A 23,924-nucleotide genomic window follows, 5' to 3' on the forward strand; every position below is an offset into this window, starting at 1 on the left:
ACGAGCGCTTCACCGTACTGGCGACCCTGCTGCACCATCCCCCTTTGCCCGTCCCCGAAGGCACCCGGGTCCGTCCCGCATCAGCGGCGCACGGATTTCCCGCCCTCGAGTTCGCACCCTGCTGAGCAGCATGGCGCCCAACGAAATCACCCGCCCCTACCGTCAAGGCGATAGCTATGAGTCTCAGGATCATTGTCACTGTGAAGTACGTGCCCGATGCAACCGGCGATCGACGGTTCGTGGAGGACACGACGACCGACCGGGAGTCGGTGGACGGGCTGCTGTCGGAGCTCGACGAGTACGCGGTGGAACAGGCGCTGCGGATCGCCGATTCGCACGCGGATGCGGAGGTGACAGTGCTGACCGTGGGCCCGGACGACGCGATGGACGCGCTGCGCAAAGCGTTGTCGATGGGTGCGGACAAAGCCGTGCACGTGAACGACGAGGACATCCACGGCACGGACGCCATCGGCACCTCCGCCATTCTGGCCAAGGCCATCGAACGTACCGGCTACGACCTGGTTGTCTCCGGCATGGCCTCGACGGACGGCACCATGGGCGTGGTGCCGGCGCTGTTGGCCGAGCGGCTGGGCGTGCCGCAGGTGACCCTGCTGTCGGAGGTGACCGTAGAGGGCACCACGGTCAAGGGCCGCCGGGACGGAGACGCCGCCACCGAGCAGTTGGAGGCGCGCCTTCCAGCTGTGGTCTCAGTCACCGACCAGTCGGGTGAGGCGCGTTACCCGTCCTTCAAGGGGATCATGGCGGCGAAGAAGAAACCGGTCGATTGCCTGGACCTGGACGATCTGGGCATCGAGGCCATCGGGGTCGGCCTGGGTGGAGCGTGGACTCAGGTCGAGTCCATCGCCGCCCGCCCTGCGCGTACCGCGGGCACGATCGTGAAGGACGAGGGCGCGGGTGGCAAGCAGCTCGCGGAGTTCCTGGCGACGCAGAAGTTCATCTGAGGCGACCGACCTAACTTCTTGCAGGAGATGGTGACGATGAGTGAGATCCTGGTTGTGGTCGACCACGTGGACGGCGCTGTCCGCAAGCCGACTCTGGAGCTGCTGACCCTTGCCCGCCGGCTGGGCGAGCCATCCGCCGTGGTGTTCGGCGCCGGTGATGCCGCCGCGAACATCGCCGCCAAGCTGGGCGAGTACGGTGCCGCCAAGGTCTACGCCGCCGACGCGGCCGAGTTCGCCGACTACCTGGTCGTGCCGAAGGTCGATGGCCTGGAGCAGATCGCCAAGGCCGCGTCCCCGACAGCTGTGCTGATCACCTCCTCCGGCGAGGGCAAGGAGATCGCCGCCCGCCTCGCGCTGCGCATCGGCTCGGGCATCATCACCGACGCGGTGGACGTCAAGCCAGGCGACAACGGCATGGTGGCGACACAGTCGGTGTTCGCCGCCTCGTTCACGGTGGACTCCACGGTGTCGCACGGGATCCCAGTTATCACGGTGAAGGCGAACGCGACCAGCCCGCAGCCCGCCCAGGCCGCCGGGACAGTGGAGAACGTCACCATCACCTTCTCCGACACGGCCAAGAGCGCCAAGGTGGTCTCGCGCACCCCGCGCCAGTCGTCGGGGCGTCCGGACCTGACCGAGGCCACGATCGTGGTTTCCGGCGGCCGCGGCGTCGGCTCCGCGGAGTCTTTCTCCGTGATCGAAGAGCTGGCTGACGCACTCGGTGCGGCGGTCGGCGCCTCCCGCGCAGCAGTGGACGCAGGCTGGTACCCGCACTCCAACCAGGTCGGCCAGACCGGCAAAACCGTCTCCCCGCATCTGTACATTGCAGGCGGCATCTCCGGCGCCATCCAGCACCGCGCCGGCATGCAAACCTCCAAGACCATCGTCGCGGTCAACAACGACCCCGAAGCCCCGATCTTCGAGCTCGTCGACTTCGGCGTCATCGGCGACCTGTTCGACGTCGTCCCCCAGCTCACCGTGGAGACCAAGACCCGTACAAGCTGAAGCGACCGACTCTTGGACAGGTGCAGCTCCGAACGAGCTGGACAGGCCGTCACCGCCCAACGCCACCGCGAGCGCGCCGTCCAGCAGGATCAACGATTGGCGATCACGGCTCCGTAGTAGTTGGCGTCCACGGTGGCCCGCTCGAACTTTGCCGTCGTCACCGGTAGGCCCCAAGTCCAGTACGTCATCTGCAACAGGTCGCCCGGCACTGGCTGTACCCGGGCAGTCAGAACGATGAAGTGGTTCGGGAAGGCGTTGAGAATGAACTCATCCGACTTGTTGTCACCGTGGATGACGTCGGCTTGAGCGAGGATGTGGGCGTTGATGAGCAGAGCGACGTCCTGGTTGGTGCTGGGGGACAGATCCAGCAGGTGGTCGATGCCTTTGGTGAAGAAGAAGTTCCCCTCGTCCGACACCTCGCGATAGAGCCCAGTCGCATGCAGCCAGTCGGCGACCTCACCGGAGGTGGTGGCGGCGGAGACGTCCTCGTCCGGGCGGCCCTCGAAGTCGAAGAAGGCATTCTCCGCATCTCGTAGTGATCCGAGGATCATCCAGTCGGCCGACGGGCAGAAGTCCGGTCCTGCCGCGGCCCTGAGAGCGGCATAGTCTTGGCCGAGTAGCGAATCGTCGTCCGGCTCGACCGCGTAGTCTCCGCCGATGCGGGCCTCGCCGCTGTCAAACAGCTCAGCGGCGAACCGCACCACGGCGAGCGGGTCTCGTTGCAGCCAGAGACGGACGAAGGCCGCGGGGCCGCAGAGGTTGAGTGCGTCCTGATGCACTGTGTCGGGGTCGTTCACCAAAACGGCGAGCCGGTCGGCTACCTCGCCTCGGTCCAGCCGCCAGGGGCCGGTGACTGTGCGCCCGCGGAACGCTTCGATGGCGGCGAGCGCCTCTGCCCGCGTGGATCCGGCCCCGGGGAGTACCGGCGGCCGGGCGCCTGCGCCCAGGGGACCGGCGCCGTTCGTGGCCGGGCGCCGCACCTCGACCCGTTCACCGTCGCGGCTCACACGTGTCTCACTCGATTCCACGCCGGTCTGGGAACGGATGAGGTCACGCACCTCCGGCTCCTCGGTCAGCTTCTTCTCCTTCGAAGGCCGACGTTCACCGATCAGCCCGCGAATGGCGCTCTCCGTGAGTTCGCCGGCCTGTGCGTCATCGATGAGATTGGCCGCCCGGGAGTTGCGGATCGTGCGCATGGCCTTGTCGATGTCCCGGGCCATCTGCCCCTGCATGGCAAGGTCACCCGCCTTGCCGCCGAAGAACTGCGCGGCGGACATTGCTGCTTGCAAGGCGGCCGCGGCGTTCTGCTGGGTCCCGGCCAATCCGGCCATGTCGCGGAAGAGGTCGGGCCGTCCCAGCAACGCCAGCACCTGGGCGAGCCCGGTGGGATCGGGTGCGGCCGGGGCGTTCTGCATCGCGATAATCGGGGCAGGGAGGTCCTTGGCCTCCAAGCCGGGAGGCTCAGCGCGGCGGCTCTCGGTACTGACAGGCTGGATCGTCGGCAAAGCGTCGGGAACCGGCGCTTCCTCCCAGCGCCAGAACCGCTCCTCTTCCTTGAATTCACAGGAATTGCAGGCTCCCTGGACGGCCTCCGCGTACACCCCCTTGGTAGGGATGGCAATGCGCATGGGCTCGATGGGGGTCTCGGGCTGATAGTGCTCGATCAGATCGACCCGGTCGCCGTTTACGGTGGTGGCGTCGAACGTCGGGTCGAGGTGGTAGCCACGAGAGACTGGCATGACCAGGCAGTTGCCTACGATTCCGATCAGTTCGTTGTCGACCACCGATGCGATGCTCTTGCCACCCGCGTTGGGGGCTTCGAACCCGTCGAGCAGCAGATAGCGCCGGTTCGGGCTCATCTTTGCCCAGATGAGGTGGTGGTACCGCTCGATTCCCTCATTCAAGTGTTCCAGCAGCATGCGGGAGAGCTCCAAGTCCTCGTTGCGCGGATTGCGCAGTTCCCTGCCGCTGAGCCTGGTGGAGATGCGCACGCCGTCGTCCGCTCCACCCGCCAGATCGTTGCGGATCATCGCATCCTGGAACAGGGCATGATCGATGTGTGCGGTGCGGTAGCGCATGGTTCCCGAATCGACGATCACCCGGGATCCCGCGGGCAGGATCGTGCCAAGCAGCACGCCGAGAAGCCCCGACAGGCCGCTGATCCGAATCTGCTTGATATCGCGGCGTACCAGCGGCGGGAGGCTCGCCGCCCCCATGCGCAAGGAGACGTACAGGGGTCGGTCGTTGGCGAACGTGGTGAGGAGGGTGATGTCGATGGGAAGTCTGGCTTCGCTGTTGTCCTCTCGCACCGCGAAGAATTGGAGGTGCTCGACGAATCGCTGGGCGATCCGTGGTCCGAGCTGCTCCAGGAAGACGCGATCCTTCTGAGCCTGGCCCCGGAGGAAGGTCTGGTAGAACTCTTGCGTATCGATGCCCAACAGGGCTGCCAGACCACCCCAGTTGACTTCGTGGTACTCGTCGTTCTCGTCCTTCGGACGTGCCAGCTGGAACCGCAGGTAGAGCTCACCGTCCACGCTGGTGATGGCGTCATCGGCGTACGCGCCCACCGGCAGATCGCTCCCGGCATAGCCGGCGTTGATGCGCGAGAGCGCGTCGATGCCGCCTTGCAGATGACGCGGCAACTCGGGACGGAGCGTCTCGCCCCAGCGGAGCACCTTGTCGGGCGTGAACCTGCTGATCAGCAGCGGCACGAAGAGACACTCCTGCACATCGGAGAGCCGCTGGCGGACCAGCAGATGCCGGAGGACCTGAAAGTACTGCACCGTGAGGGTGTGGCAATGGTTGTAGTTGGCCACCACTTCGGTTTCCGCGACGGTCCGCTCCCCCTGCGTCACCGTCTGGACCACGCTCGAACGCTGACTGCGCACTGCGGACGCCCCTTGCAGGGTACGGTCGCGCAGCTGGTTCAGGGCATAGGCAGTGGTCGTCCTCGACGCGGTCTCCCAGGACGAGGAGTTGGCACTCGACGTACCGCCGCCGATACCCAGGAGCCCGCCCAGGAGTGGAATGCCGAACCCGCCGCCGATCGCACCGGTATCGGCATGGGATCCGCCCCGTGCTTCCTCGCTGAGCGTGGCGTTCACGATGTCAGTGACATCCCGGTCACGAGTCAATGAGGCGCTGAGCTGCTCGGCGGCTGTGGTGAACTCCTCGCGAGCCGCGCTCTCGCGCCGCTCCCAGTCCACGATCGCGATCATCTTTCGCTGTGCGGGGGCCAGCGGCAGGCTGTACAGCAGATCGCCCATCGAGTATCCGTCGGCCACCCACTCCTGCTTGAACCGCAACAGATGTCCGTGCGCTACCGTCACCGCCTGATAGATGGTTGGATCGTCGTCCCAGTCCACGGCAGTGTCGCCCGTCAGCTCGGTGCGCTCGGAAGGTGCCGGGGTCACCCGGCCGAGGAGCTTGAGCAGCTCGGCATGGGCGGAGAGCTTGATGGTCGCCTCGATACGCGTCAGCGGCATGGTGTTCGGGTCGGCAAGCAGGGTCTTCGCCAGCTTGGCGCTGACGGCTCTTTCCGCCAGACCAGTGGAAACCGCGGTGGGATTCCCTTCGTGGCCACCATCGCCGGCCTCCAGAGCCGGAATCTCACGAGCCTGCCCAAAGGGCAGATGCGCCGGAAATGCCGCCAGAAGCGTCCCGACGGGGACGGTGGGCTCGTCCTCCAAGGTCAGACCCCGGATCTCGGGCTCGGTAGTGCGCACAGCATACGAAAAGCTGTACTCCTCCAGGGTACGGTCCGGCCGAGTGAAGTCCGTGCACCGGCCCCCGCCCGGGTCGGCCGCGAAGGTGCCTTCTGCCGTGGCCAGGTCGCGGGCATCAGGATTCCGCGGAAGATCCGGGCTGCCCGTACAGCCATGGTCACCACCGTCCGTGGCGGCGGGAAGGTCGACGACGAGGAGAACTCGCTCCGGGAACGTACCGTCCTCTCCCAGATGGATCGGAACGGTGGCAATCTGTCCGTCTCCGAGGGCCACCGTGCCCTGGGCACGTTCGAAGGCTCCCAGCGGGTATGGACCGGAGAAGTAGCCCGTGAGATCAGTCTCCACAGCGAGCAGCGGGGTCAGGTCCCCGTCCGCCGGTTGCTCCTCGGTACTGCCCCACAGGACGACCAGCCGGCGGCCGGTCTCGGAAGTCCCTTTGGCGTCGACCACTCGGCCGCGGACACGAGGCGGCCGGCCGAAGGAGGGATCGGAGGTCCTCGCGGGAGTCTCGTAGCTGACCGGCCGCACCGAGAGCGTCAGGACGCCGTCCAGGCCGGCTGTCTCGACGCTGTCCCTGTGGAGCACCCGCCCATCCGGAGTGGTGACGACCGCCGTGAGCCGGGGCCCAAGGTCCTCCTTGGGCGGAAGCATCAAGGTCGCACGCCCCTGCGCGTCCGCACTGGCCGCCACGGCAAACGGTACGAAGAGCACATCCCCGCCCGGACCCGCCTCCTTGCGCTCCGACAGGCCCCGGATGGCATAGCCGGTGAAGTCCGCTCCCGCGCCACCGGCCGCGCTGAGCCGGACTTCGAGTGGGAAACCGCCCTGCGTGTCGCCCGCGGAAGGCCCGGGGCCGACCACCGCATGCTTCTTCAGATCGGCGACGATCTCATCGGTCACCCCCGCAACGGCCGCGAGCTCCTCGACCGTCCGGAAGTACCCGACGTCCGCCCGGTAGGCGACGATACGCCGGGCCAGCCCGGGGCCGATGCCGGGAAGCTCCTGCAATTGTCTCTCGTCGGCTGTGTTGATGTTGATGCGCGTGACCATCCGAGCGTCTCCTCACCGTGACGTTCCCAGGTGTACGTACCACCGAGCCGCCCTCATCGCTGTCGGCCATCAGGGGCTTTCGCCAGGGACACGACGGGAACGGCGAGGCCGTCACTACCTGTCCCTGGGCGTACAGCTGAACATTCTTTGCCCCCAGCCGGGAGGGACCTGGAGGAGGGCGGCCGGTCACCTCCGTCGCACACTGCCGGGGGCAGCAGAACCGCTGCCGCGGCCGGCGCTCGGCGGGACGGGCGGGAGCGCTCAGAAGACATGCGGTTCGCGCTCTCACTCGGTGGGTTTTGCCTGGTCCGCGCCTTTTCAAGGAAGTTCGCAAGGTTTCCCCAGGGTCGGACACGCACCGTACTCCCATCGCCCCAGCGCGGCCCTGCTGCCGCACAGCGGATCGAGGAGAGAGCCTGTGACCGTCCCGGATGACGAGTGGGAAGTATCCGACCACTCCTACGTCGACCACTTCTTGCGGATACGGGACGAGCGGGTACGCCTGCATGGCTGGCGGCACCGTCCTGACCGCATCTGGTGTTATGTGTCCCCGCCCGGCGTGGCCACCCAGGTACAGGGCTGGAAGATCCATGTGTCGGCAACGCCCCGGTCCGCGGTGCAGGTCCTGACCGCGGCCAGCCGGGTCCTGCTGGACCGGCGGGTCCCTTTCAAATTCGCCTGCGGACTGCGGCAGTTGCGGACGCTGCTGTCCATCCGGATGGACCGTGGTTCCGGAGGGAAGTTCATCACCGTCTACCCGGAAGGGCCGCAGCAGTTCGCCGAGCTGCTGGAGGCGCTGCACGAGGCGACCGCGGGTCTGGAAGGCCCGGCCATCCTCTCCGACCGCCGCTACCGCCCCGACAGCCTGGTCCACTACCGCTACGGCGGCTTCAGCGCGGAACAGCGAGTGCTGGACGTGGACGGCTCCTACGCCTTCATGCTCGTCTCCCCCGACGGACAATGGACGCGAGACGAACGCAAGGCCTGGTACAGCCCGCCGGCCTGGGCGCCGGCGCCGCTCCCCGAGAACGAGCCACCGCCCTCCTCCCCCGGGAGCGGCAGCCGGGGCCCAGCCCGTGTGAAACTCCACGATCGCTTCGTGGTCCATGAAGCGATCCGGCACTCCAACCGCGGCGGTGTCTACCGGGCCCTGGACGAGCTGACCGGGCGCACGGTGGTCATCAAGGAGGCCCGGCCCTTCGTGGGCGCGGAGCTGGACGGCACGGATGCCCGTGACTATCTCCGCAACGAGCACCGGACACTGCGCGGTCTGGAGCCACTCGATATCGCCGTGCGTCCTGTCGCCTTCTTCGAGTACCAGAAGCACAGCTTCCTGGCCGAGGAGGAGGTCCCCGGAGTCACGCTGCGCGCGTGGGTGGAGGCGGTGCTCAAGTCCGAGCACACCAGGACGATGCCCTTCGAGCGGGTGCTGCCGGTGGCCAAACGCCTTGTGGAGCTGGCCGCTGCCGTCCATGACAAAGGTCTGGTGTTCCGGGACTTCACCCCGAACAACGTGATGGTCCGGCCGGACGCCGAACTGGTCCTCATCGACACGGAGTTCATGGCCGTCCCCGGTGAGCGGGTGACCCGGGTACAGACCTGGTCGTACGCGGCCCCGGAGGAAACGGCGGCGGGACCCGTCCGCGGCCCCGCGCCACCGCAGACCGCAGACCTGTACAGCATCGGAGCCTCGCTGTTCTACCTCTGTACAGGGGTGCACCCGGTGGTCCCGTCCGACGGACGGCTGGAGGAGCACGCGTTCGGTGGCGGCCCACCCGGCGTCGGTGAGCCGCGGCGCCCCTACGACACCAGGGTCGACTTCCTGGTACGCGCGGTCTCCAGCGGTCACCCGGCACTCCGCGTGTTCGCCCCTCTCGTGCTGGGGCTGCTCAAGGAGAGGCCGGAACAACGGCTCACGCTGCACCAGGTCCAGGAGTTGCTGGACGGGATCGATCCACAACCCTCCCACGAGGCTGCGGAGCCACTGCGGCTGCCAACCGCCGACCAGGACCGTCTGCTCACCGACGGCTGGGCACAACTGGTGGCCGGCATGACCCCTGACGATCAGGAGAGCCTGTGGCCCGCACCTCCCATGGAGGGGCGGATCTTCGACACCTTGGCTCTCCAGGCCGGCTCCGCAGGGGCCCTGGAAGTCATTCGCCAGGCGGCCCGGGCCACCGGCCGGCAGCGGCTGCGTGAGGTGCTGCGGACCGGCCTGGAGTGGCTGGACGCAAGGGCCGACCGGTCCCGGCGGGAACTGCCTGGGCTGTATTTCGGGCGGGCCGGTACCTACTGGGCGATGTACGAGGCGGCTGACGACCTGGAGGATGCGGGGATACAGGCCCGCAGCCTCGAGCGGATCAAGCGTCTGCCGGTCGCCTGGGCCAACCCCGACATCACCCATGGCGTGGCCGGCGGCGGACTGGCACAGCTCCACCTCTGGCGCCGTACCCGCGATGACGACCTCAGGGAACGCGTGCTGATCTGCGTGGACTCGGTGATGGCCACGCGGGCGCCCGATGGGCTCGTATGGCCGGTGCCCGCCATGATGGGCGCGGCCGGCGGGCTGACCCACTACGGCTTCGCACACGGCGTCGCGGGGATCTGTGCCTTCCTGCTGAGCGTTTCCCGCGAGCTGGACCGCCCTGACGCCCTGGCCTCGGCCGTCGCGGGCGGGGATTTCCTCCTGTCGCAGGCCCGGAGCCACGGCGACGGAGTGCTGTGGCCGACGGCGCAGACCGACGACCCGGAACCGGGTCCCGCGGACGGTGTGTGCTGGTGGTGCAGTGGCGCCGCCGGTATCGGCACCTTCCTGATCCGGTTGTGGCGGGCAACGGGGGACGGGCGCTATCGCGACGCCGCCCACCGGGCGGCCGTCAGCACCCGCAAGGAGAAGTGGTTCCTGACCGCAAGCCACTGTCACGGCCTCGCCGGCAACGGTGAGTTCCTGCTGGATATGGCCGCGGCCACCGGAGAGCGGCGCTACCGGGAGTGGGCCGAGGAGTACGCCACCGCGCTCTATCGGCTGTGCGCACTGCACCAGGGGCGCCTGGTCGTGCCCGACGAAACCAACGCCGGGATGACCTACAGCTACAACCTCGGCATGTCCGGCCCGATCGCCTTTCTGCACCGGCTGCGTTACGGCGGTGAACGCTGGTGGATGGTCGACGACTTCGCCCTCCCCGGGCGCGACGAGCGATGAGCGCAGCCACCGGCGTCCGGCCGGACGAGCCGGCTCTCTGGCCCCTGCTGACGACGCTGCGGTCACGGCTGTCCTTCCGCTTCTCCGGCACCGGGCGCAGCGCGGCCGCCCTCGTGGCCGACGGACGAGGCTTCCTCTACGGCGAGTTCTGGGACCTCGGCGCTCCCCGCCCGGTGTGCCGGACGGTGCCCGGTCTGCGATGTACCGCCGACGACGACGGCCATGACGCGGTGCCATACGACGCCGTGCCGTTCGACACCGGCGAGGTTCTTGTGCTGAGCCCCGGGGGGCTGACCCTGCTGACCCCGGACGGCGGACGGCGGCCCGTCGGCCGGTTGCCCGGCAAACCCGCGGTGGTCGCGCCCACTCCGGACGGGCTGGGTTCGGTTCTCTTCCTCACCCGGGAACACCCGCGGGAGGAGTGTCGAGCGTGGCTATGGCCAGGCCCTGACGGCCTGGTGAGCCCGCTGGGCACCCTGCCTCCCCTGCTCGCCCGTGGCGGCGGATGGCTGGACGGCACCGGCCGTCGCTACCTGGTCAACGTCCGTGAGGCTGACCGTACGGTGCCCACCGTCCACGACCTGCGGACGCGTGACCGGACGGCGCTGTCAGTGGACTCGGTGAGCGGCTGCGACACCGCGTGGTTCACCGCCCCCGGGGACGGTGAGGTCCTGGTCGCCACCGCCGGCCCCTACGGTCACCGCCTCAGGTCGCTCCGGCCGGGCGGCCGGATCCGGGAGTTGACGGCGCCCGACCGACTATCCGGGACCGTGACCCCGGTCGCCCTTCACCCGGCCGGCGGGCTGGTGGCACTCCAGGTGGCCGACGGAGCGAAAGTTGCGCTGGTCACGCTGGACACGGCGGCGGATCGGATCCGGCCGCTGCCGACGCCGAAGCCCTGCGCACTCGGTGCCGGCGCCTGGTGCACCGGCCCCTCCGGGGCTCCGCGCTTCTGGAGCCTGGGCATCGGCGCCGGTCTGCCCGCCCGGTTGGTCGCCCACGACCCGGACGGCTGGTCCGAGGTGCTCGACGGCACACCGGCCGGGGAGTTCACCGGATGGGCGCCCAGCCGTACGGAACGCCTGCCGGGTGCCGAGGGCGAGATCGAAGCGATCATCTGCGGTCACCAGGATTGGCGCTCGGCGCGGGAGGTGGCCATCTGTCTGCACGGCGGACCCGCCGACCGGTGGTCGCTGAAGTTCAGCCAGCTGTTCCAAGTGCTGGCCGACCAGGGGGTCACGGTCATCGCGCCCAACCCGCGCGGCAGCACCGGCTACGGCACGGCCTTCCACCAGCACATCGTGGACGCCTGGGCCGGTCCCGATCTCGCGGACGTCCTCGCCGTGGCCCGCCATATCCACGGCACTCGCGGAGGCCGCCCCCTGTCGCTGTACGGCGCGAGTTACGGTGCCTTCCTCGCCCTGCTGGCAGCCGGTATCTCCCCACAGCTGTGGTCGCGCGTGGCCGCCATCGCCCCCCTCCTCTCCGGTCGACGGCTCTACCCCGAAGCGTCACCCGAGGTTCGAGCCATGATCGACAGGCTGGGGGGCCGCACGGTCCTCGTGGACCGGAACGGCCCGCGCGATGCGCTCGCTCAGCTTCCGAGGCTCACCTCCCCTCTCCTGATCATCCATGGTGAGCGGGACCAGACCATTCCGGCGAGCCAGTCTCGGCGGCTCGTCAGGGAACTGACACGTCTCGGCCGCCGTCCCGGCGCCGACTTCCACTACCTGGAGGTCACCGGGGCGGGCCACGCCCCACTGGACGGCTCGGCCGAGCTGCACCAGGCGGTGGCCCTCTTCCTCGCCCACGGCGAGTGGAGCCCGCCGCCCGTCCCGGTCCACGCCGGACAGCGAGAGGAGGTGAAACGATCATGACGTTGGACGTCGCGTCCCTTCAGGAGCTGGAAGCCACCGAGGAGCCCGGCCTGGGCGGCTGCCCCATCTTGGGCAGCTGCTGCAACCCCGGTGCCTCGCTCCCCAGTGTCCTTACCTGCTTCGGCTGCACCTTCTTCACCAACTGAGGCTGCTGCCGCCACGCCACCCCTCGGAGAGGAGGTGAACCGATGTCGCTCTCTGTCGAGATGCTTCAGGAACTGCCCTCCACGGAGGAGGCAGCCCTCGCAGCGGCCGACTGCTGCTGGAACAGCCTCGTCGACGGCTGCAACTGGTGGTCGCTGACCATCTCCAGCTGCCACAGCTGCACCAACACCGCCTGACACCTGCCCCACAGCGGTCACGACACGACGAAGAAGAAAGGAGGGAACACGGTGGACATCTCCCTGTTGCAGGAACTTCCGGCCACGGAGACCGAACTGGCGCCGATGGGATGCTGCGGATTGGCGTCCTTCATCACCTGCCCCACGCGCACCTTCGACTGGTGACCACCGCACCGCGCGCCTGAGACCTGACGCGCCGCGGTTCCGACCATCACCGGAGGCCGATGACCGTCCCGCCTCATCCCGTCACACGAGTACCGGGCGAGACGGTCATCGGCCTCCTCCGCCAACTGTCCCCAAGGAGTTCCTTGCCGTGCGGACCGGACACCATCTGCTCAGCCGCCTGCTGCGGTCGGCCCCCGGCTGGAACGCGGCGTATGCGACGGCAGCCATCAGCTCCGCCGGCGCTTCGCTGCTCCTGCCCATGACCCTGGGGAGCACGGTCGACTCGGCCCTCACGGGGCGGCCCTTCCCGGCCTTCCTGCTGTGCGCGGTGCTTTTGCTCGCCGCTCTCGCGGAAGTGGCCGGCGAACTGCTCGACGCGCGCTCCACCGTCCAGGGCACCGCCTGGCTGCGCTATCGCGTGCTCCGCCACATCCTCTCCCTGGACCTGGGAGGCCAGCGCCGCTTTCTCCCGGGTGAATTCCTCAGCCGTCTGCTCCAGTCCACCGCCGAGACGGCCCGGCTGATGCCCGCGGCCGTAGGGTCGCTCACCTCACTGGCGACCGCCCTCGGCGGCATCGTCGGGCTGCTGCTCATCGACCTTTGGAGCGGTGCCGCCTTTCTCCTGGGCGTCCCCCTGATCTTCATCATCGCCAAGGGACTCCTGCGCCGGTCCACCCAGCTGACGGAGGACTACCAGCAGGCGCACGGTGATCTGGCCGCCCGGTTCATGGACGCCATGCAGGGCATGCGCACCATCCGCGCCGCCGGCACCGTGGAGCGGGAGACGGCCCGTGTCCTCGCGCCCCTGGCCGCGCTGCGCACCAGCGGCGAACGGTACTGGCGGCTGCAACGCGACGCGGGGTGGCTGTTGTCCCTGATCGCCCCCGTAGTGCAGGTGGCCGTACTCGCCATCGCGGCGCGCGGCGTGATGACGGGTCGGGTCAGCCCGGGCGAGCTGCTCGCCGTCACCGGTTACCTCACCCACGCCTTCGGCATCTTCCGCCAGGTCGGAGTCCTCGCCCAGATAGGGCAGGTGCGCGGATCGGCGAACCGGCTGCGCGCAGTGCTGGACATCCCCCCAGCCCCTGCCGGCGGTGCGCCACTGCCGACGGGCAAGGGAACGCTGAGCCTGCGCGGTGTGCGGGTGGAAGCCGAAGGAAGCCCCCTTCTCGACGGCATCGACCTGACCTTCCCGGCCGGCAGTGAGGTCGCCGTCGTGGGAAGGTCCGGGGTCGGCAAGTCGACGCTCGCGGCCGTGGCGGGAGGACTGCTGCGTCCGGACGCGGGCACGGTCCGCATCGACGGTGCAGACATCGCCGACGTCGATCCCGCCTCGCTGCGGGGGAAGGTGGTCCATGCTTTCGAGCACCCCGTGCTCTTCGGCACCACCCTCCGTGATGCCATCGGCTGTGCCGACCCCGGGCTCGCGGACGCCGCGATCGCCTCCGCGCTTCGGGACAGCGAAGCCCAGCGATTCGTCGCCCGTCTGCCGCGGGGACTGGACACACCGCTCACCTCACTGCGGACCTCCGGGGGCGAGCTGCAACGCCTGGGCCTCGCGCGCGCTTTCAGCCGCGACGCCCGGATATGCGTTCTCGACGATGCCACGTCCAGCGTGGACGTCGTCACCGAACTACAGATCGCGCGGGCGCTACGAGCCAGGCCCGCCACCCGGCTGATCGTGACGCACCGGCGATCCACCGCGGCCCGTGCGGACCTTGTCGTCTGGCTGCGCGACGGCCGTGTCGCAGGTTTCGGTCCGCACCAGGAACTGCTGGCCGACCCCGGCTATCGCGCCCTGTTCCCGGTATGGCCCCGGGAAGTGGCCACGGTGCCTGCCGGGGCCACGAGCCCGACCGAAGGGAGGCCCGACCAGTGACACCCCGACGCACCGCGAGACCTCGTCCCGGCACCCCGCACGGACGTGGCTGGAGAATGATCCGTCCGGCCGTGCGTGCACAACGGCGGTCGATGCGCGCCCTGCTGGCCTGGTCGCTGCTGGAGGCCGTCCCGGTGCTGCTGTCGGGCCAGTTGATGGCCGCGGCCATGGACCACGGATTCCTGGCCGGAGATCCCGTCACCGGGCTGGCGTTGCTCGGCGCGTACGGCGCGGCTCTGCTCCTGGGCGCCTTTGGCACCCGCCAGGTGATGACGCCGATGGCCACGGTGGTGGAGTCCGTCCGCGACCGGCTGGTCCGGCTGGTGGTGTCCGCCGCGCTCCGCGAGTCGGTGGCCCGCCCCGAAGCGGCGGCGGACGACGCCGTCGTCGCCCGCACGACTCGGCAGACCGAGGCGGCCCGGCAGTTGACAGCGGGGCTGTTACTCACCGCCCGGCCGGTGGTGTTCTCCCTGGGCGCCGTGGTGTTCGGGCTGGTCACGCTGGTGCCGCAGATCGCCGCAGTGACGGTGGCCGCCCTGTGCCTGTCCGCTGTCCTGCTCCTGCGGCTCTCCCGCGGGCTGCGCGAACGGTACCTGGCCGCCCTGGCCGCCGAGGAACGTCTGGCCGCGGTCGCCGGGGAGGCCCTGTCCGGACTGCGCGACGTCCTCGCCTGCGGCGCAACCCACCACGTCGGCCGTCGGATGGAGCAGGCCGTCGATGCACAGGCCCAGGCCTCCATGGCCAGTGCCTGGTACGGCGCACGGCGGATCGGGGTCATCGTGATCGGTGCCAAGCTGCCTCTGCTGATCACCCTGGTGATGGGTCCCTGGCTCATCCGTACCGGAACGGCGACTCCAGGCGCGATGCTCGGAGCGGCCACCTATCTGATCACCGCTCTGGAACCGGCGCTGCGTCAGGTCGTGCAAGCCGTCGCCAACGTCGGCCTGCACCTGGGCGTCCTCCTCGGCCGCCTGGCCGACCAGGTCCGGGAACAGCCCCCCACCCGAGATGAGGTCACCTCGCCTCCGGGCGGTTCCGCCGAACCGGCCCACACCGGGCTGACACTGGAAAAGGTCACCTTCGCCTACGGTCCCGACTCCGAACCCGTGGTGGAGTCGCTGGACCTGACCGTCAAGGAGGGAGAACACCTGGCTGTGATGGGAGTCAGCGGAGCTGGAAAGTCCACTCTCGCCGCCCTATTGGCGGGCCTGGAGTCACCGGATGCCGGAACGGTCAGTCTGGGCAGCCGCAACGTAAGCGGCCTCGACGCGGCCTGGCTTCGCCGGACGGTGACCCTCGTGCCCCAGCAGTCCTATGTGTTCGCGGGAACCGTGAGGGAGAACCTCACCTACGCCCGCCCGGGCGCGACGGAAGCCGACGTGGCCCAGGTGGTCGACACCTTCGGTCTGACGGACCTGGTGGCGCGATGGGGCGGGCTGGACGCGGCATTGACGCGGCCCGGCGCGCTCTCCCAGGGAGAGCGGCAGCTCCTCGTGCTGGCCCGGACCCACCTCTCACCGGCGAGGGTCGTCATCCTGGACGAGGCCACCTGCCACCTGGACCCCGCGGCCGAGGCCGTGGCCGAACAGGCTTTCATGGCGCGCCCCGGAACGCTGGTGGTCATCGCCCACCGAGCCAGCTCGATCCTGCGCGCCCCGCGGGTCCTGGTGCTCCAGCCCGGCGGGGTCATGGAGGGGAGCCACCGCGACCTGATCGGCCGCTCACCGCTGTACACCGAACTGGTCGGGGAGTGGGGCGGAACGGCAGGACCACCACGCTGACCATGGTGGCAGACTGGCCATGGAGAATATTGAACAAAGCTTGAACCGCGTGGTCGAAGCGGCTATGAAGGTCCCAGGGGGCTGCGACCACGGGGGGACCGATGGTGACTTTCGGCTTACTTGGCAGTATCGAGGTGTGTGTCGACGGCACCGTGCTGAACCTGGGACATGCCCGGCAACAGTGTGTGCTCGCCGCGCTGCTGGTCGACGCCAACCACGTGGTGGCGATCGATCAGCTCGTCGACCGGGTCTGGGGCGACCACCCTCCGCGTCGCGTGCAGGGCACGGTGTACAGCTATCTCTCTCGCCTCCGCCAGGCACTCGCCCCCGCCGCCGACCGGGTCGTCATCGACCGGCGGTCCGGCGGCTACATCCTCCAGGTCGAGGATGGCTCGGTCGACCTGCACCGCTTCCGCCACTTGTCCGCGCAGGCCCGGGCGGCCGACCAGAACGATCAGGCATGTGCCCTGTTCTCCGAAGCGCTGGGGCTGTGGCGGGGGACGCCCTTCGCCGCCGTGGACACCCCCTGGTTCAACTCTCTGCGGGACGTCCTGCTGCAAGAGCGCATGGCAGCGGAGCTGGACCACACCGACGCTCAGCTCCGGGGCGGCCACCACACCCGTCTGCTGGCCGAGCTGTCCATCCGCTCGGAGACGAACCCGCTGGACGAGCGCCTGGCGGGTCAGTTCATGCTCGCGCTGTACCGCAGCGGCCGCCCCGCTGAAGCCCTCAACCACTACCAGGCCATCCGGCGGCGGCTGACGGAGGGACTGGGCATCGACCCGAGCCCCGCGCTGCGCACACTTCACCAGCAGATCCTGGCTGCCGATCCGGCCCTTGCCGCTCCCGCGCCCCCTCGCTCCACCGGAGTCTCCGGGCAGGCCCCCGTCCCGGTGCCCCAGCAATTGCCCCCGCAACCACCGGTGTTCGTTGGCCGGTCGGCCGAACTCGACGCCCTGGACGGCATGCTGGACGCCCAGGACGATCCGGGTGGCACGGTGGTCATCTCCGCGATCGGAGGCGTCGGAGGCATCGGCAAGAGCTGGCTTGCCCTCCGTTGGGCCCACAACCGGGCGCGTCACTTCCCCGACGGACAGCTCTACACCAATCTCCGCGGGTTCGACCCCTCCAACGCCCCCGTCCCCCCGGCGGCAGCAGTCCGCGGCTTTCTCGACGCCCTGGGCGCCGACCCGACCTCGATCCCCGCGGACCTGGACGGACAGGCCGGGCTGTATCGGAGCCTGACCGCCCGTAAGCGCTTGCTCATCGTCGTGGACAACGCCCGCGACAGCGCCCAGGTCCTCCCCTTGCTGCCAGGCAGCTCCACCTGCACGGTGCTCATCACCAGCCGCAGTCAGCTCACCGGCCTGACGGTAACGCATGGCGCCCGCTGCCTCGGGCTCGACGTACTCGCCGAAAGCGAGGCCCGCGAGTTGCTGATCGGCCACCTCGGCCGACACCGGGCCGCCGCCGAGCCGGAATCGGTCACCATCCTCCTGAGGCACTGCGCGGGACTGCCTCTGGCGCTCAGCATCCTGGCCGCGCGCGCTGCCGCCAGCCCGGACCTGCCGCTATCGGCGCTCGCCGAGGAGCTCCAGGAGGCGGCCACCCGCCTCGATGCCCTGGACACCGGCGACATGACCGCCGACCTGCGGGCCGTGTTCTCCTCCTCCTACCACGCACTCGAACCCGATGCCGCGCAGATGTTCCGGCTGCTTGGTCTCGCACCCGGTCCCGACATCAGCGCGACCGCCACCGCCAGTCTCATCGCTCTCCCCATGCCCCGGGTCCGGGTGCTGCTGCGGAAACTACAGGCCGCCCATCTCGTCCAGGAGCACGCCCCCGGCCGCTATCGTATGCACGACCTCATCCGCCTCTACGCCACCGAACAAGGCCATACCCAGCCGGCCTCGGTCTGGGAGACCGCGAGGCGCCGACTGACCGACTTCTATGTCCACACCGCCCACCGCGCGGCGGGTTTGCTGGACCCGCACCGTGACCCGATCCCGCTGACCGCCGCCCAGCCAGGGGTGGTGCCGGAAGACCTGGCAGATCATGGTGCGGCTCTGGACTGGTTCACCGCCGAGCACCGGGTGGTGCACGGCGCCCTCGATCTGGCGGTCGGCGCGGGTCTGGACGCGCACGCATGGCGGCTGGCCTGGGCCCTGGAGACCTTCTTCGACTACCGGGGGCACTGGCACGACTGGGCGGCCAGCCAACGCATCGCGCTCCAGGCCGGCCAGCGGCTCGGCGACAGATCCTGGCAAGCCGCCGCACACCGCAGTCTCGGCGTCGTCCACACCACGATGGACCGGCTCGACCAGGGCTACACCTACTTCGGCCAGGCCCTCGACCTCTACCGGGGGTTGGACGATCTGGTCGGTCAGGCACACACCCATCGCGGTCTGGGCTGGGTCCGCGACCGGCAGGGCCACCCCCGGGACGCGCTCGACCACAACGAACAGGCGCTGCGCCTTTACCGGAAAGCCGGCCACCGGGCCGGACAGGCGATGGCGCTGAACAACGCCGGGTGGCTGCACGCCATGGTGGGTGACTACGAGAAGACACTCGACTACTGCGCCCAAGCGGTGGCGCTGAACCAGGAGATCGACGACCCGCACGCCGAGGCGGGCGCCTGGGACAGCCTCGGCTACGCGAACCACCGCCTCGCTCGCTACACCGAGGCCACCCGCTGCTACAAGCGGGGGCTCGACATGGTCCGCGGTGTCGGTGACCGATACCACGAGACGGAGATCCTCAACCACCTCGGCGACACCCGTCTGGCCGCTGGAGACCCCGCGGCGGCCCGGGTCGTCTGGCGGCAGGCCCTGGAGATCGCGGAGGACACCGGCCATCCGGCCACCGACGCGCTCCGGGGCAAGCTCAAGGATGTCTCCGCGTCCCCCGGAGCGTGAGGCCGGCTGCGGCCGACCGTCCGCGGCCGGCGCTCACCGCGGCAAGATGAGTGCTGTGGCCGCCTCCCGGCCCAAGCGCACCGCGTGATCCGCACCGTCCAACTGCTGCGCTACCTCTCAGACGCCCCGCTGCGCCGACGGGTCACCGCGGCCACCAACAAGGTCAAGGCGTTCAACGGCTTTTCCCAGTGGATTGGTTTCCGCAACGGCCGCGTCATCACCGACAACACCCCCGGCTGGTGGCCGCTTCGTGCTTGACAGCGTGGCCCTGCTCCTGCCGGGGAGACGCCGATCGTGTCACCTTTGAGGCTCCGGAGACTCGGCCACGCCAACCGGGCGAGCGCCGTAAGAGGGCAGTGTGACGGTGAAGGTGCTGCCCTTGTCGGGCGCGGTGCGTACGGTCACCGTGCCGGCGTACGCTTCGACGATCGACTTGACGATGCTCAGGCCGAGTCCCGTGCCGCCGCTGCCCGGGGTGCGGGATTCATCGCCGCGGTAGAAGCGCTCGAAGATCCGGCAGGCGGTGTCGGGGGCCATACCGGGCCCCTGGTCGGTGACGTGCAGCTCGACGTTGTCATCGGGAAGCGAGCGCACCGCCACGGATATCGGCGTGCCGGGTGGGGTGTGCAGCAGTGCGTTGTCCAGCAGGTTCCGCAGCACCTGGAGCAGCCGGTCCTCGTCGCCGGACGCGAGCGCCTCTCCCTGCTCCTCCACGGTGATCGGTCTGCCGGGGCCGAGGGCGCGAGCATGGGCGACGGCGTCCTGGGCGAGCTTGCCGAGGTCGACCGGTGTGGTGGCGAGCGGGCGTCCCTCGGCCGCGGGCCTCACCGCGGCCGACGCGCTGCGGCGCGAAGGCTTCACGGGCTCCCTGACCATGGTCGGGGACGAACTGCGGCCGCCGTACGACCGCCCACCGCTGTCGAAGCAGGTCCTGGCCGGCGACCTGGACCCGCACCGGACCACCCTGCGCCAGAACGCCGACCTCCGGCGGCTGCGGATCAATCTCCGGATCTACGCGGCGGGCGACGTCGCCAACTGGCCGCACCCTCTTACCGGCGAACGAACCCGGCTGGAACAGCGCCCCAATGCCACCCAACAAGCCATCACCGCCGCCGGAAACCTCCTCGCCGGACCCACCGGCGCGACACCTTACGCACCGGTCCCGTTCGGGTGGACCGACCAGTACGACGCCAGGATCCAGTTCCACGGATGGTGTCCCACCAACGCCCGTATCAAGTATGTCGACGGCGACCCACAGGCACGCAAGTTCGTCGTGCACTGGTCACCCCGCCGGACCTCGAGACGCCGCTCCCGAAGGGCTGCCCCACCCCGGGGGTACTCCGCGAGAACGGCTGGGCCCCCGTCCCCGGCCCCGCTGCCCTTCCCGAGCATCGTCGCGAGCAGTTCCAACGACCCCCTGGGCACCGTCGAACGGGTCGTGGAGCTGTCCCGGAACGGGTGTGGCCGCCTCGTGGAACCGGGTCCGGTCGGTCACCTCAACCCCGGCTCCGGCCACGGCCCGTGACCCCATGCGGAGGAACTGCTCCACGAATTCGAGCTCGGCTGAGCCCCCGCCTTGTGCGGCCCCACCGGTGGGCCCTTACCGCCCAGGGCCGGGGTGTGCGGCGACGACGCGGCGGAAGAGGGCCTGTACGGCCGGTGTGACATCGGTGCCGGTCTGGTGGTGGCACGGGCCGGCATACGCATGGGTGAGGAAGTGCGCGGTCAGTTCGGGGTCGGGGACGTCGAACTCGCCGGCTGCGTGGCCTTCGGTGAGGATCGTGACAAGCAGGTCACGGGCGGCGGTCATGGGTTCCTCGCCGACCGCGCCGAGTTCGTGGAAGAGCCGGTGGTAGAGCTCGTGGTGGTCCTGTTCAGCGGTGACCCAGGCGGCGACGAGTCCATCGAGGCGGTCGGTCCAGGTCAGGCCGGGCTGCTGGATGAGGGCGGCGGGCCGCTGGAGCATGCGGTCCCACATCTCGGCCTGGAGGGCGGCGAGGAGTTCCTGCTTGGAGGCGAAGTAAAGGTAGACCGTGCCCTTGGCGACCCCGGCACGGGCGGCGACCTTGGCTACGGTCAGTGCCTCGTAACCGTCCTCCAGCAGCAGTGCGGCGACGGCGTCCAGGATCTGGCGGCGGCGCACGTCCGGGGGCTGGAAGCGGCCGATGGGCTGGGCGGGGGCGGGCCTGTCCGCGGGCACGGTCTCTCCTCATTCGTGGCCGGCTGACCGGCGATCGGTCAGCGGGTCGCTTCCAGGGTGTCATGCGGTTTGCGGGCGATCACGACGACGGCGTGGTCCTCGCCGGGCGGCTGTTCATGCCCGGGGTGCTGGTGAAGAGGTACGCGCCGGCGGTCGGCTCGCAGGATGTCCAGGCCGAGCCCCGCCAGGTCGGTACGCATTTCGTCGACCGTGACCAGGTCACCTGCCTGGCCCCAGTCACAGGCTTCCTCATCCCATTCGCCCAGGGACAGGATCGCGCCGGGGGCGAGGGCCGCCGCGAGGGAGACCAGGGTGGCGGTGCGGGCAGGGCCGCGCGGGGGCAGAGCGTAGGAGCTGAGGACGAAGTCATAGCCGGTCTCGGGCCTCCAGACGGCGCTGTCGGCCACGACCAGCTCGACGAGATCCGTCAGGCCGCGGGCGCAGGCGCCGGCCCGGGCGCCCGCGATGGCTCGGGGCGCGATGTCCACGCCGGTGACGCGCCAGCCGCGCCGGGCGAGCTCCAGGGTGTTGCCGCCCGCGCCGCAGCCCATGTCCAGAGCCTTCCCGGACGGAAGGCCGTAGGCCGGGGCGAGCAGGAGCGGGTCGGGGGCGGCGATGTCGCGGGCATCCCCCCGGTAGACCGAGTCCCAGTCGAACGGGGTCCGCAACGCGGGCGGACCGTCGGGGGTGGGGGCTGTGTGGTGCATCTCGTTTCCTCCGGTGGGAATGGACGACGCCAAATGACCGTTGGTCAGTAGTATGACTGCTGGTCATTTGATGTCGTCAACCCCACCTGGAGGCACCCATGACGCCCACCGCGCAGTACGACACCGTGATCGTCGGCGGCGGCCCGGCAGGGCTCACCGCCGCCCTCGCCTTGACCCGCTACCGCCACCGCACCCTGGTCGTGGAGTCGCCAGGGCCGCCGCGCAACGCCGCCTCCCGCGGCGTGCACGGCATGATCGGCCTGGAAGGTGCCACCCCGGCCCAGGTCCGCACCCGGGCCTGGGCCGAGCTCGACACCTACGGCCTGGCCGAGCGCCGCGAAGACACCGTCGAGAACGTCACCCGGGCCGACGACGGCGGGTTCCGGACCGTACTGTCCGACGGCACGGCCGTAGGGTCGCCCACCGTGCTCCTGGCCACCGGGGTGATCGACGCCCTGCCGGACGGCGTCGAGGGCTTCTCCGAGTGCTGGGGCCGCACCGTGATCCACTGCCCGTTCTGCGTCGGCTGGGAGAACGCCGACCGCACCTGGGGACTGATCGCCGACGACCCCGACTACGCGGCCATGGCCGCGTACGCCTTCAGCGCCTGGTCAGCGGATGTCATCGCCATCGCGCCGCCCGGCATGGACCGCCGCGCCGAGATACGCGCACAGCTGCGTGGCGCGGGCAGCGACCTCGTCGAGGGAGAGATCACCCGACTCCACCACCGCGACGGTGACCTGTACGCGGTGGAGTTCGCCGACGGCACGCACCTCGACCGGCAGACCCTGCTGTGGTCCCCGCCCCAGAAACAGGTCCCGCTCGTCACCCGTCTCACCCAGAACCTCGGCCTGGCTCTCGACGACGGCTTCGTCACCGTCGGACCCGACCAGCAGACCCGCGTGCCGGGGCTGTACGCCGCAGGCGACCTCACCACCGCATGGGAACAGGGCGCCATGAACGCCGCCGGAGCCGGTGCCGCGGCGGCCGACGCCATCCACTTCGCCCGCCGCACCTGAACCATCCGGGGTCTTCCATGTCCGAGCGAGCCTTCACCGACTACATCAACCACATCGGCGACCGCACCTCCCTCTACGCTGTCGTCGCCGCCCATACCGGCGCCCGCCGCGTCCTGTACCCCGGCAGCTACCTCGACCTCGCGCCCTCCTATGTCTGGGCCGACGTCACCTACCTCGATTCCGACACCCGCGCCCGCCGACTCTTCACCGGCTCCGGCGCCACCGGCCCCGCCCGACACCACAAGCGGTACGCCGGGGAACCATTGATCACCTTCGTCCCCGGCGACTACACCCACACCCTGCGGAGCCTCCCCGCATCCGCTTGGGACCTGGCCATCTCCCTCTACGCAGGCCCCGTCTCCGAACACGTCAAGCGGTGCCTTCGTCCGCACGGCTGGCTGCTGGCCAACAACAGCCACGCCGATGTCGGCTTCGCCCACCTCGATCCCGACTACCGGCTCAGCGCCGTCATCCACCACCGCAGCGGCCGATACACACTCACCACCGACCACCTGGACCAGTACACACAGCCACGACGCCCACCCCACCCCACCCGCGACCAGCTCCGAGCCATCGGTCGCGGCATCGCCTACACCCGAACAGCCACCGCCTACCTCTTCCTCCACCAACCCCGCGAACGATGACCCCCAAGACACTGCGTCCGGCCGCCCATCGCCGTTCTTGTCGTTGAAGGCGGCGTCGAAGCCGTACTCCTCGACCAGGAGCTTGACCTTCTCCTCGGAGCCGGCGGAGCCGATGACCCGGGAGGCGCCCTTGATCCTGGCTATCTGACCGACCACGCCGCCCACCGCACCGCCCGCGCCGGACACGCATACGGCCTCACCCGCCGTGAGGGACCCGACGTCCAGCAGTCCCGCGTACGCGGTCAGGCCCGTCGTGCCCAGGAGGCCGAGGCAGGCGCTCAGCGGGGCCAGCGACGGGTCCACCGTGGAGGCGTCCTTGGCGTCCATGACCGCGTACTCGCGCCAGCCGGTGAAGCGAACGTTCACCCACGGGCTGCCCGAGACCGAACGCAGCGCCGCACAACGAGCGCGCTCACGGTCGCGTCTGCAGTCCGTCGGCCACCCGGACAAAC

Annotated in this window: 17 protein-coding genes and 1 pseudogene; 13 read left to right on the forward strand and 5 right to left on the reverse strand. The window is 69.7% G+C overall.

Annotated elements, in window-relative coordinates; translation table 11 throughout:
- Window positions 1-176: 176 nt before the first annotated feature.
- Entirely contained in the window at window positions 177-962 is a 786-nt protein-coding gene (locus tag JK363_RS31205; RefSeq protein ID WP_201880295.1) for an electron transfer flavoprotein subunit beta/FixA family protein, read from the forward strand.
- A gap of 36 nt (window positions 963-998) precedes the next feature.
- Window positions 999-1,967: an electron transfer flavoprotein subunit alpha/FixB family protein gene (locus JK363_RS31210; RefSeq protein ID WP_201880298.1), complete on the forward strand. Its 969-nt coding sequence runs from the start codon at window positions 999-1,001 to the stop codon at window positions 1,965-1,967.
- An 89-nt stretch (window positions 1,968-2,056) separates the two neighbouring features.
- Here JK363_RS31210 and JK363_RS31215 read toward each other — a convergent pair whose 3' ends face one another.
- Entirely contained in the window at window positions 2,057-6,742 is a 4,686-nt protein-coding gene (locus JK363_RS31215) for a ComEA family DNA-binding protein (protein ID WP_201880300.1), read from the reverse strand.
- Between the two features lie 418 nt (window positions 6,743-7,160).
- Here JK363_RS31215 and lanL point away from each other — a divergent pair, with 418 nt between their 5' ends.
- The 8 genes from lanL to JK363_RS43935 all read left to right on the forward strand — a co-directional run bounded on the left by lanL (window position 7,161) and on the right by JK363_RS43935 (window position 19,160).
- A complete protein-coding gene (lanL, locus tag JK363_RS31220) occupies window positions 7,161-9,944 on the forward strand; it encodes a class IV lanthionine synthetase LanL (RefSeq protein WP_201880302.1) in 2,784 nt (927 codons plus the stop codon).
- Window positions 9,941-11,821 carry an alpha/beta hydrolase family protein gene (locus JK363_RS31225; protein WP_201880305.1) on the forward strand — a complete coding sequence of 627 codons (1,881 nt, stop codon included), beginning with the start codon at window positions 9,941-9,943 and terminating at the stop codon, window positions 11,819-11,821. Before lanL ends, JK363_RS31225 begins: the two co-directional genes overlap by 4 nt.
- Entirely contained in the window at window positions 11,818-11,967 is a 150-nt protein-coding gene (locus JK363_RS31230) for an ALQxL family class IV lanthipeptide (protein ID WP_201880308.1), read from the forward strand. The genes JK363_RS31225 and JK363_RS31230 overlap by 4 nt, the downstream gene beginning before the upstream one ends.
- A 42-nt stretch (window positions 11,968-12,009) precedes the next feature.
- On the forward strand, window positions 12,010-12,162 hold the full coding sequence (locus tag JK363_RS31235) for a hypothetical protein (protein ID WP_201880311.1): 153 nt from the start codon (window positions 12,010-12,012) through the stop codon (window positions 12,160-12,162).
- Between the two features lie 313 nt (window positions 12,163-12,475).
- Window positions 12,476-14,206 carry an ABC transporter ATP-binding protein gene (locus tag JK363_RS31240; protein WP_201880313.1) on the forward strand — a complete coding sequence of 577 codons (1,731 nt, stop codon included), beginning with the start codon at window positions 12,476-12,478 and terminating at the stop codon, window positions 14,204-14,206.
- 71 nt (window positions 14,207-14,277) lie between these two features.
- Window positions 14,278-15,987, forward strand: coding sequence for an ABC transporter ATP-binding protein (locus JK363_RS44340; protein WP_201880316.1), 1,710 nt, complete (start codon window positions 14,278-14,280; stop codon window positions 15,985-15,987).
- A 101-nt stretch (window positions 15,988-16,088) separates the two neighbouring features.
- Window positions 16,089-18,902, forward strand: coding sequence for an AfsR/SARP family transcriptional regulator (locus tag JK363_RS31250; RefSeq protein ID WP_236076235.1), 2,814 nt, complete (start codon window positions 16,089-16,091; stop codon window positions 18,900-18,902).
- 84 nt (window positions 18,903-18,986) lie between these two features.
- A complete protein-coding gene (locus JK363_RS43935; RefSeq protein WP_201880319.1) occupies window positions 18,987-19,160 on the forward strand; it encodes a Tn3 family transposase in 174 nt (57 codons plus the stop codon).
- 39 nt (window positions 19,161-19,199) lie between these two features.
- Here JK363_RS43935 and JK363_RS43940 read toward each other — a convergent pair whose 3' ends face one another.
- Window positions 19,200-19,763, reverse strand: coding sequence for a sensor histidine kinase (locus JK363_RS43940; protein WP_201880322.1), 564 nt, complete (start codon window positions 19,761-19,763; stop codon window positions 19,200-19,202).
- A gap of 13 nt (window positions 19,764-19,776) precedes the next feature.
- Between JK363_RS43940 and JK363_RS44345 the strand changes: the two genes are divergently transcribed.
- On the forward strand, window positions 19,777-20,427 hold the full coding sequence (locus JK363_RS44345) for an alpha/beta hydrolase (RefSeq protein ID WP_307821932.1): 651 nt from the start codon (window positions 19,777-19,779) through the stop codon (window positions 20,425-20,427).
- A gap of 75 nt (window positions 20,428-20,502) precedes the next feature.
- Here JK363_RS44345 and JK363_RS31275 read toward each other — a convergent pair whose 3' ends face one another.
- Window positions 20,503-21,102 carry a TetR/AcrR family transcriptional regulator gene (locus JK363_RS31275; protein ID WP_201880324.1) on the reverse strand — a complete coding sequence of 200 codons (600 nt, stop codon included), beginning with the start codon at window positions 21,100-21,102 and terminating at the stop codon, window positions 20,503-20,505.
- 38 nt (window positions 21,103-21,140) lie between these two features.
- Entirely contained in the window at window positions 21,141-21,809 is a 669-nt protein-coding gene (locus JK363_RS31280; RefSeq protein WP_201880326.1) for a class I SAM-dependent methyltransferase, read from the reverse strand.
- A 98-nt stretch (window positions 21,810-21,907) separates the two neighbouring features.
- Between JK363_RS31280 and JK363_RS31285 the strand changes: the two genes are divergently transcribed.
- Together JK363_RS31285 and JK363_RS31290 are read left to right on the forward strand one after the other, a co-directional pair.
- Complete coding sequence (locus tag JK363_RS31285) at window positions 21,908-22,828, forward strand: NAD(P)/FAD-dependent oxidoreductase (protein WP_201880328.1); 921 nt, start codon at window positions 21,908-21,910, stop codon at window positions 22,826-22,828.
- Between the two features lie 17 nt (window positions 22,829-22,845).
- The gene (locus tag JK363_RS31290; RefSeq protein ID WP_201880330.1) at window positions 22,846-23,472 is read left to right on the forward strand and encodes a hypothetical protein; all 627 of its coding nucleotides are present in this window, start codon (window positions 22,846-22,848) and stop codon (window positions 23,470-23,472) included.
- On the opposite strand, the pseudogene JK363_RS43005 reads toward JK363_RS31290, so the two are convergent.
- Window positions 23,434-23,820, reverse strand: a pseudogene (locus JK363_RS43005) (NADP-dependent oxidoreductase); the annotation flags it as partial. The gene JK363_RS31290 and the pseudogene JK363_RS43005 sit on opposite strands and share 39 nt — an antisense overlap.
- Window positions 23,821-23,924: the final 104 nt, after the last annotated feature.

It is taken from the genome of Streptomyces coffeae, assembly GCF_016741875.1.
GTDB classification, from domain to species: domain Bacteria; phylum Actinomycetota; class Actinomycetes; order Streptomycetales; family Streptomycetaceae; genus Streptomyces; species Streptomyces coffeae.

What these genes read in the sequence shown, in the direction of transcription:
- JK363_RS44345 (WP_307821932.1), top strand. Translation starts at nt 19,777, where the DNA reads ATGGTCGGGGACGAACTGCGGCCGCCGTACGACCGCCCACCGCTGTCG.
- JK363_RS31280 (WP_201880326.1), bottom strand. Translation starts at nt 21,809, where the DNA reads ATGCACCACACAGCCCCCACCCCCGACGGTCCGCCCGCGTTGCGGACC.
- JK363_RS31205 (WP_201880295.1), top strand. Translation starts at nt 177, where the DNA reads ATGAGTCTCAGGATCATTGTCACTGTGAAGTACGTGCCCGATGCAACC.
- JK363_RS31235 (WP_201880311.1), top strand. Translation starts at nt 12,010, where the DNA reads ATGTCGCTCTCTGTCGAGATGCTTCAGGAACTGCCCTCCACGGAGGAG.
- JK363_RS31290 (WP_201880330.1), top strand. Translation starts at nt 22,846, where the DNA reads ATGTCCGAGCGAGCCTTCACCGACTACATCAACCACATCGGCGACCGC.
- JK363_RS31225 (WP_201880305.1), top strand. Translation starts at nt 9,941, where the DNA reads ATGAGCGCAGCCACCGGCGTCCGGCCGGACGAGCCGGCTCTCTGGCCC.
- JK363_RS31210 (WP_201880298.1), top strand. Translation starts at nt 999, where the DNA reads ATGAGTGAGATCCTGGTTGTGGTCGACCACGTGGACGGCGCTGTCCGC.
- JK363_RS31285 (WP_201880328.1), top strand. Translation starts at nt 21,908, where the DNA reads ATGACGCCCACCGCGCAGTACGACACCGTGATCGTCGGCGGCGGCCCG.
- JK363_RS31215 (WP_201880300.1), bottom strand. Translation starts at nt 6,742, where the DNA reads ATGGTCACGCGCATCAACATCAACACAGCCGACGAGAGACAATTGCAG.
- JK363_RS31250 (WP_236076235.1), top strand. Translation starts at nt 16,089, where the DNA reads ATGGTGACTTTCGGCTTACTTGGCAGTATCGAGGTGTGTGTCGACGGC.
- JK363_RS31230 (WP_201880308.1), top strand. Translation starts at nt 11,818, where the DNA reads ATGACGTTGGACGTCGCGTCCCTTCAGGAGCTGGAAGCCACCGAGGAG.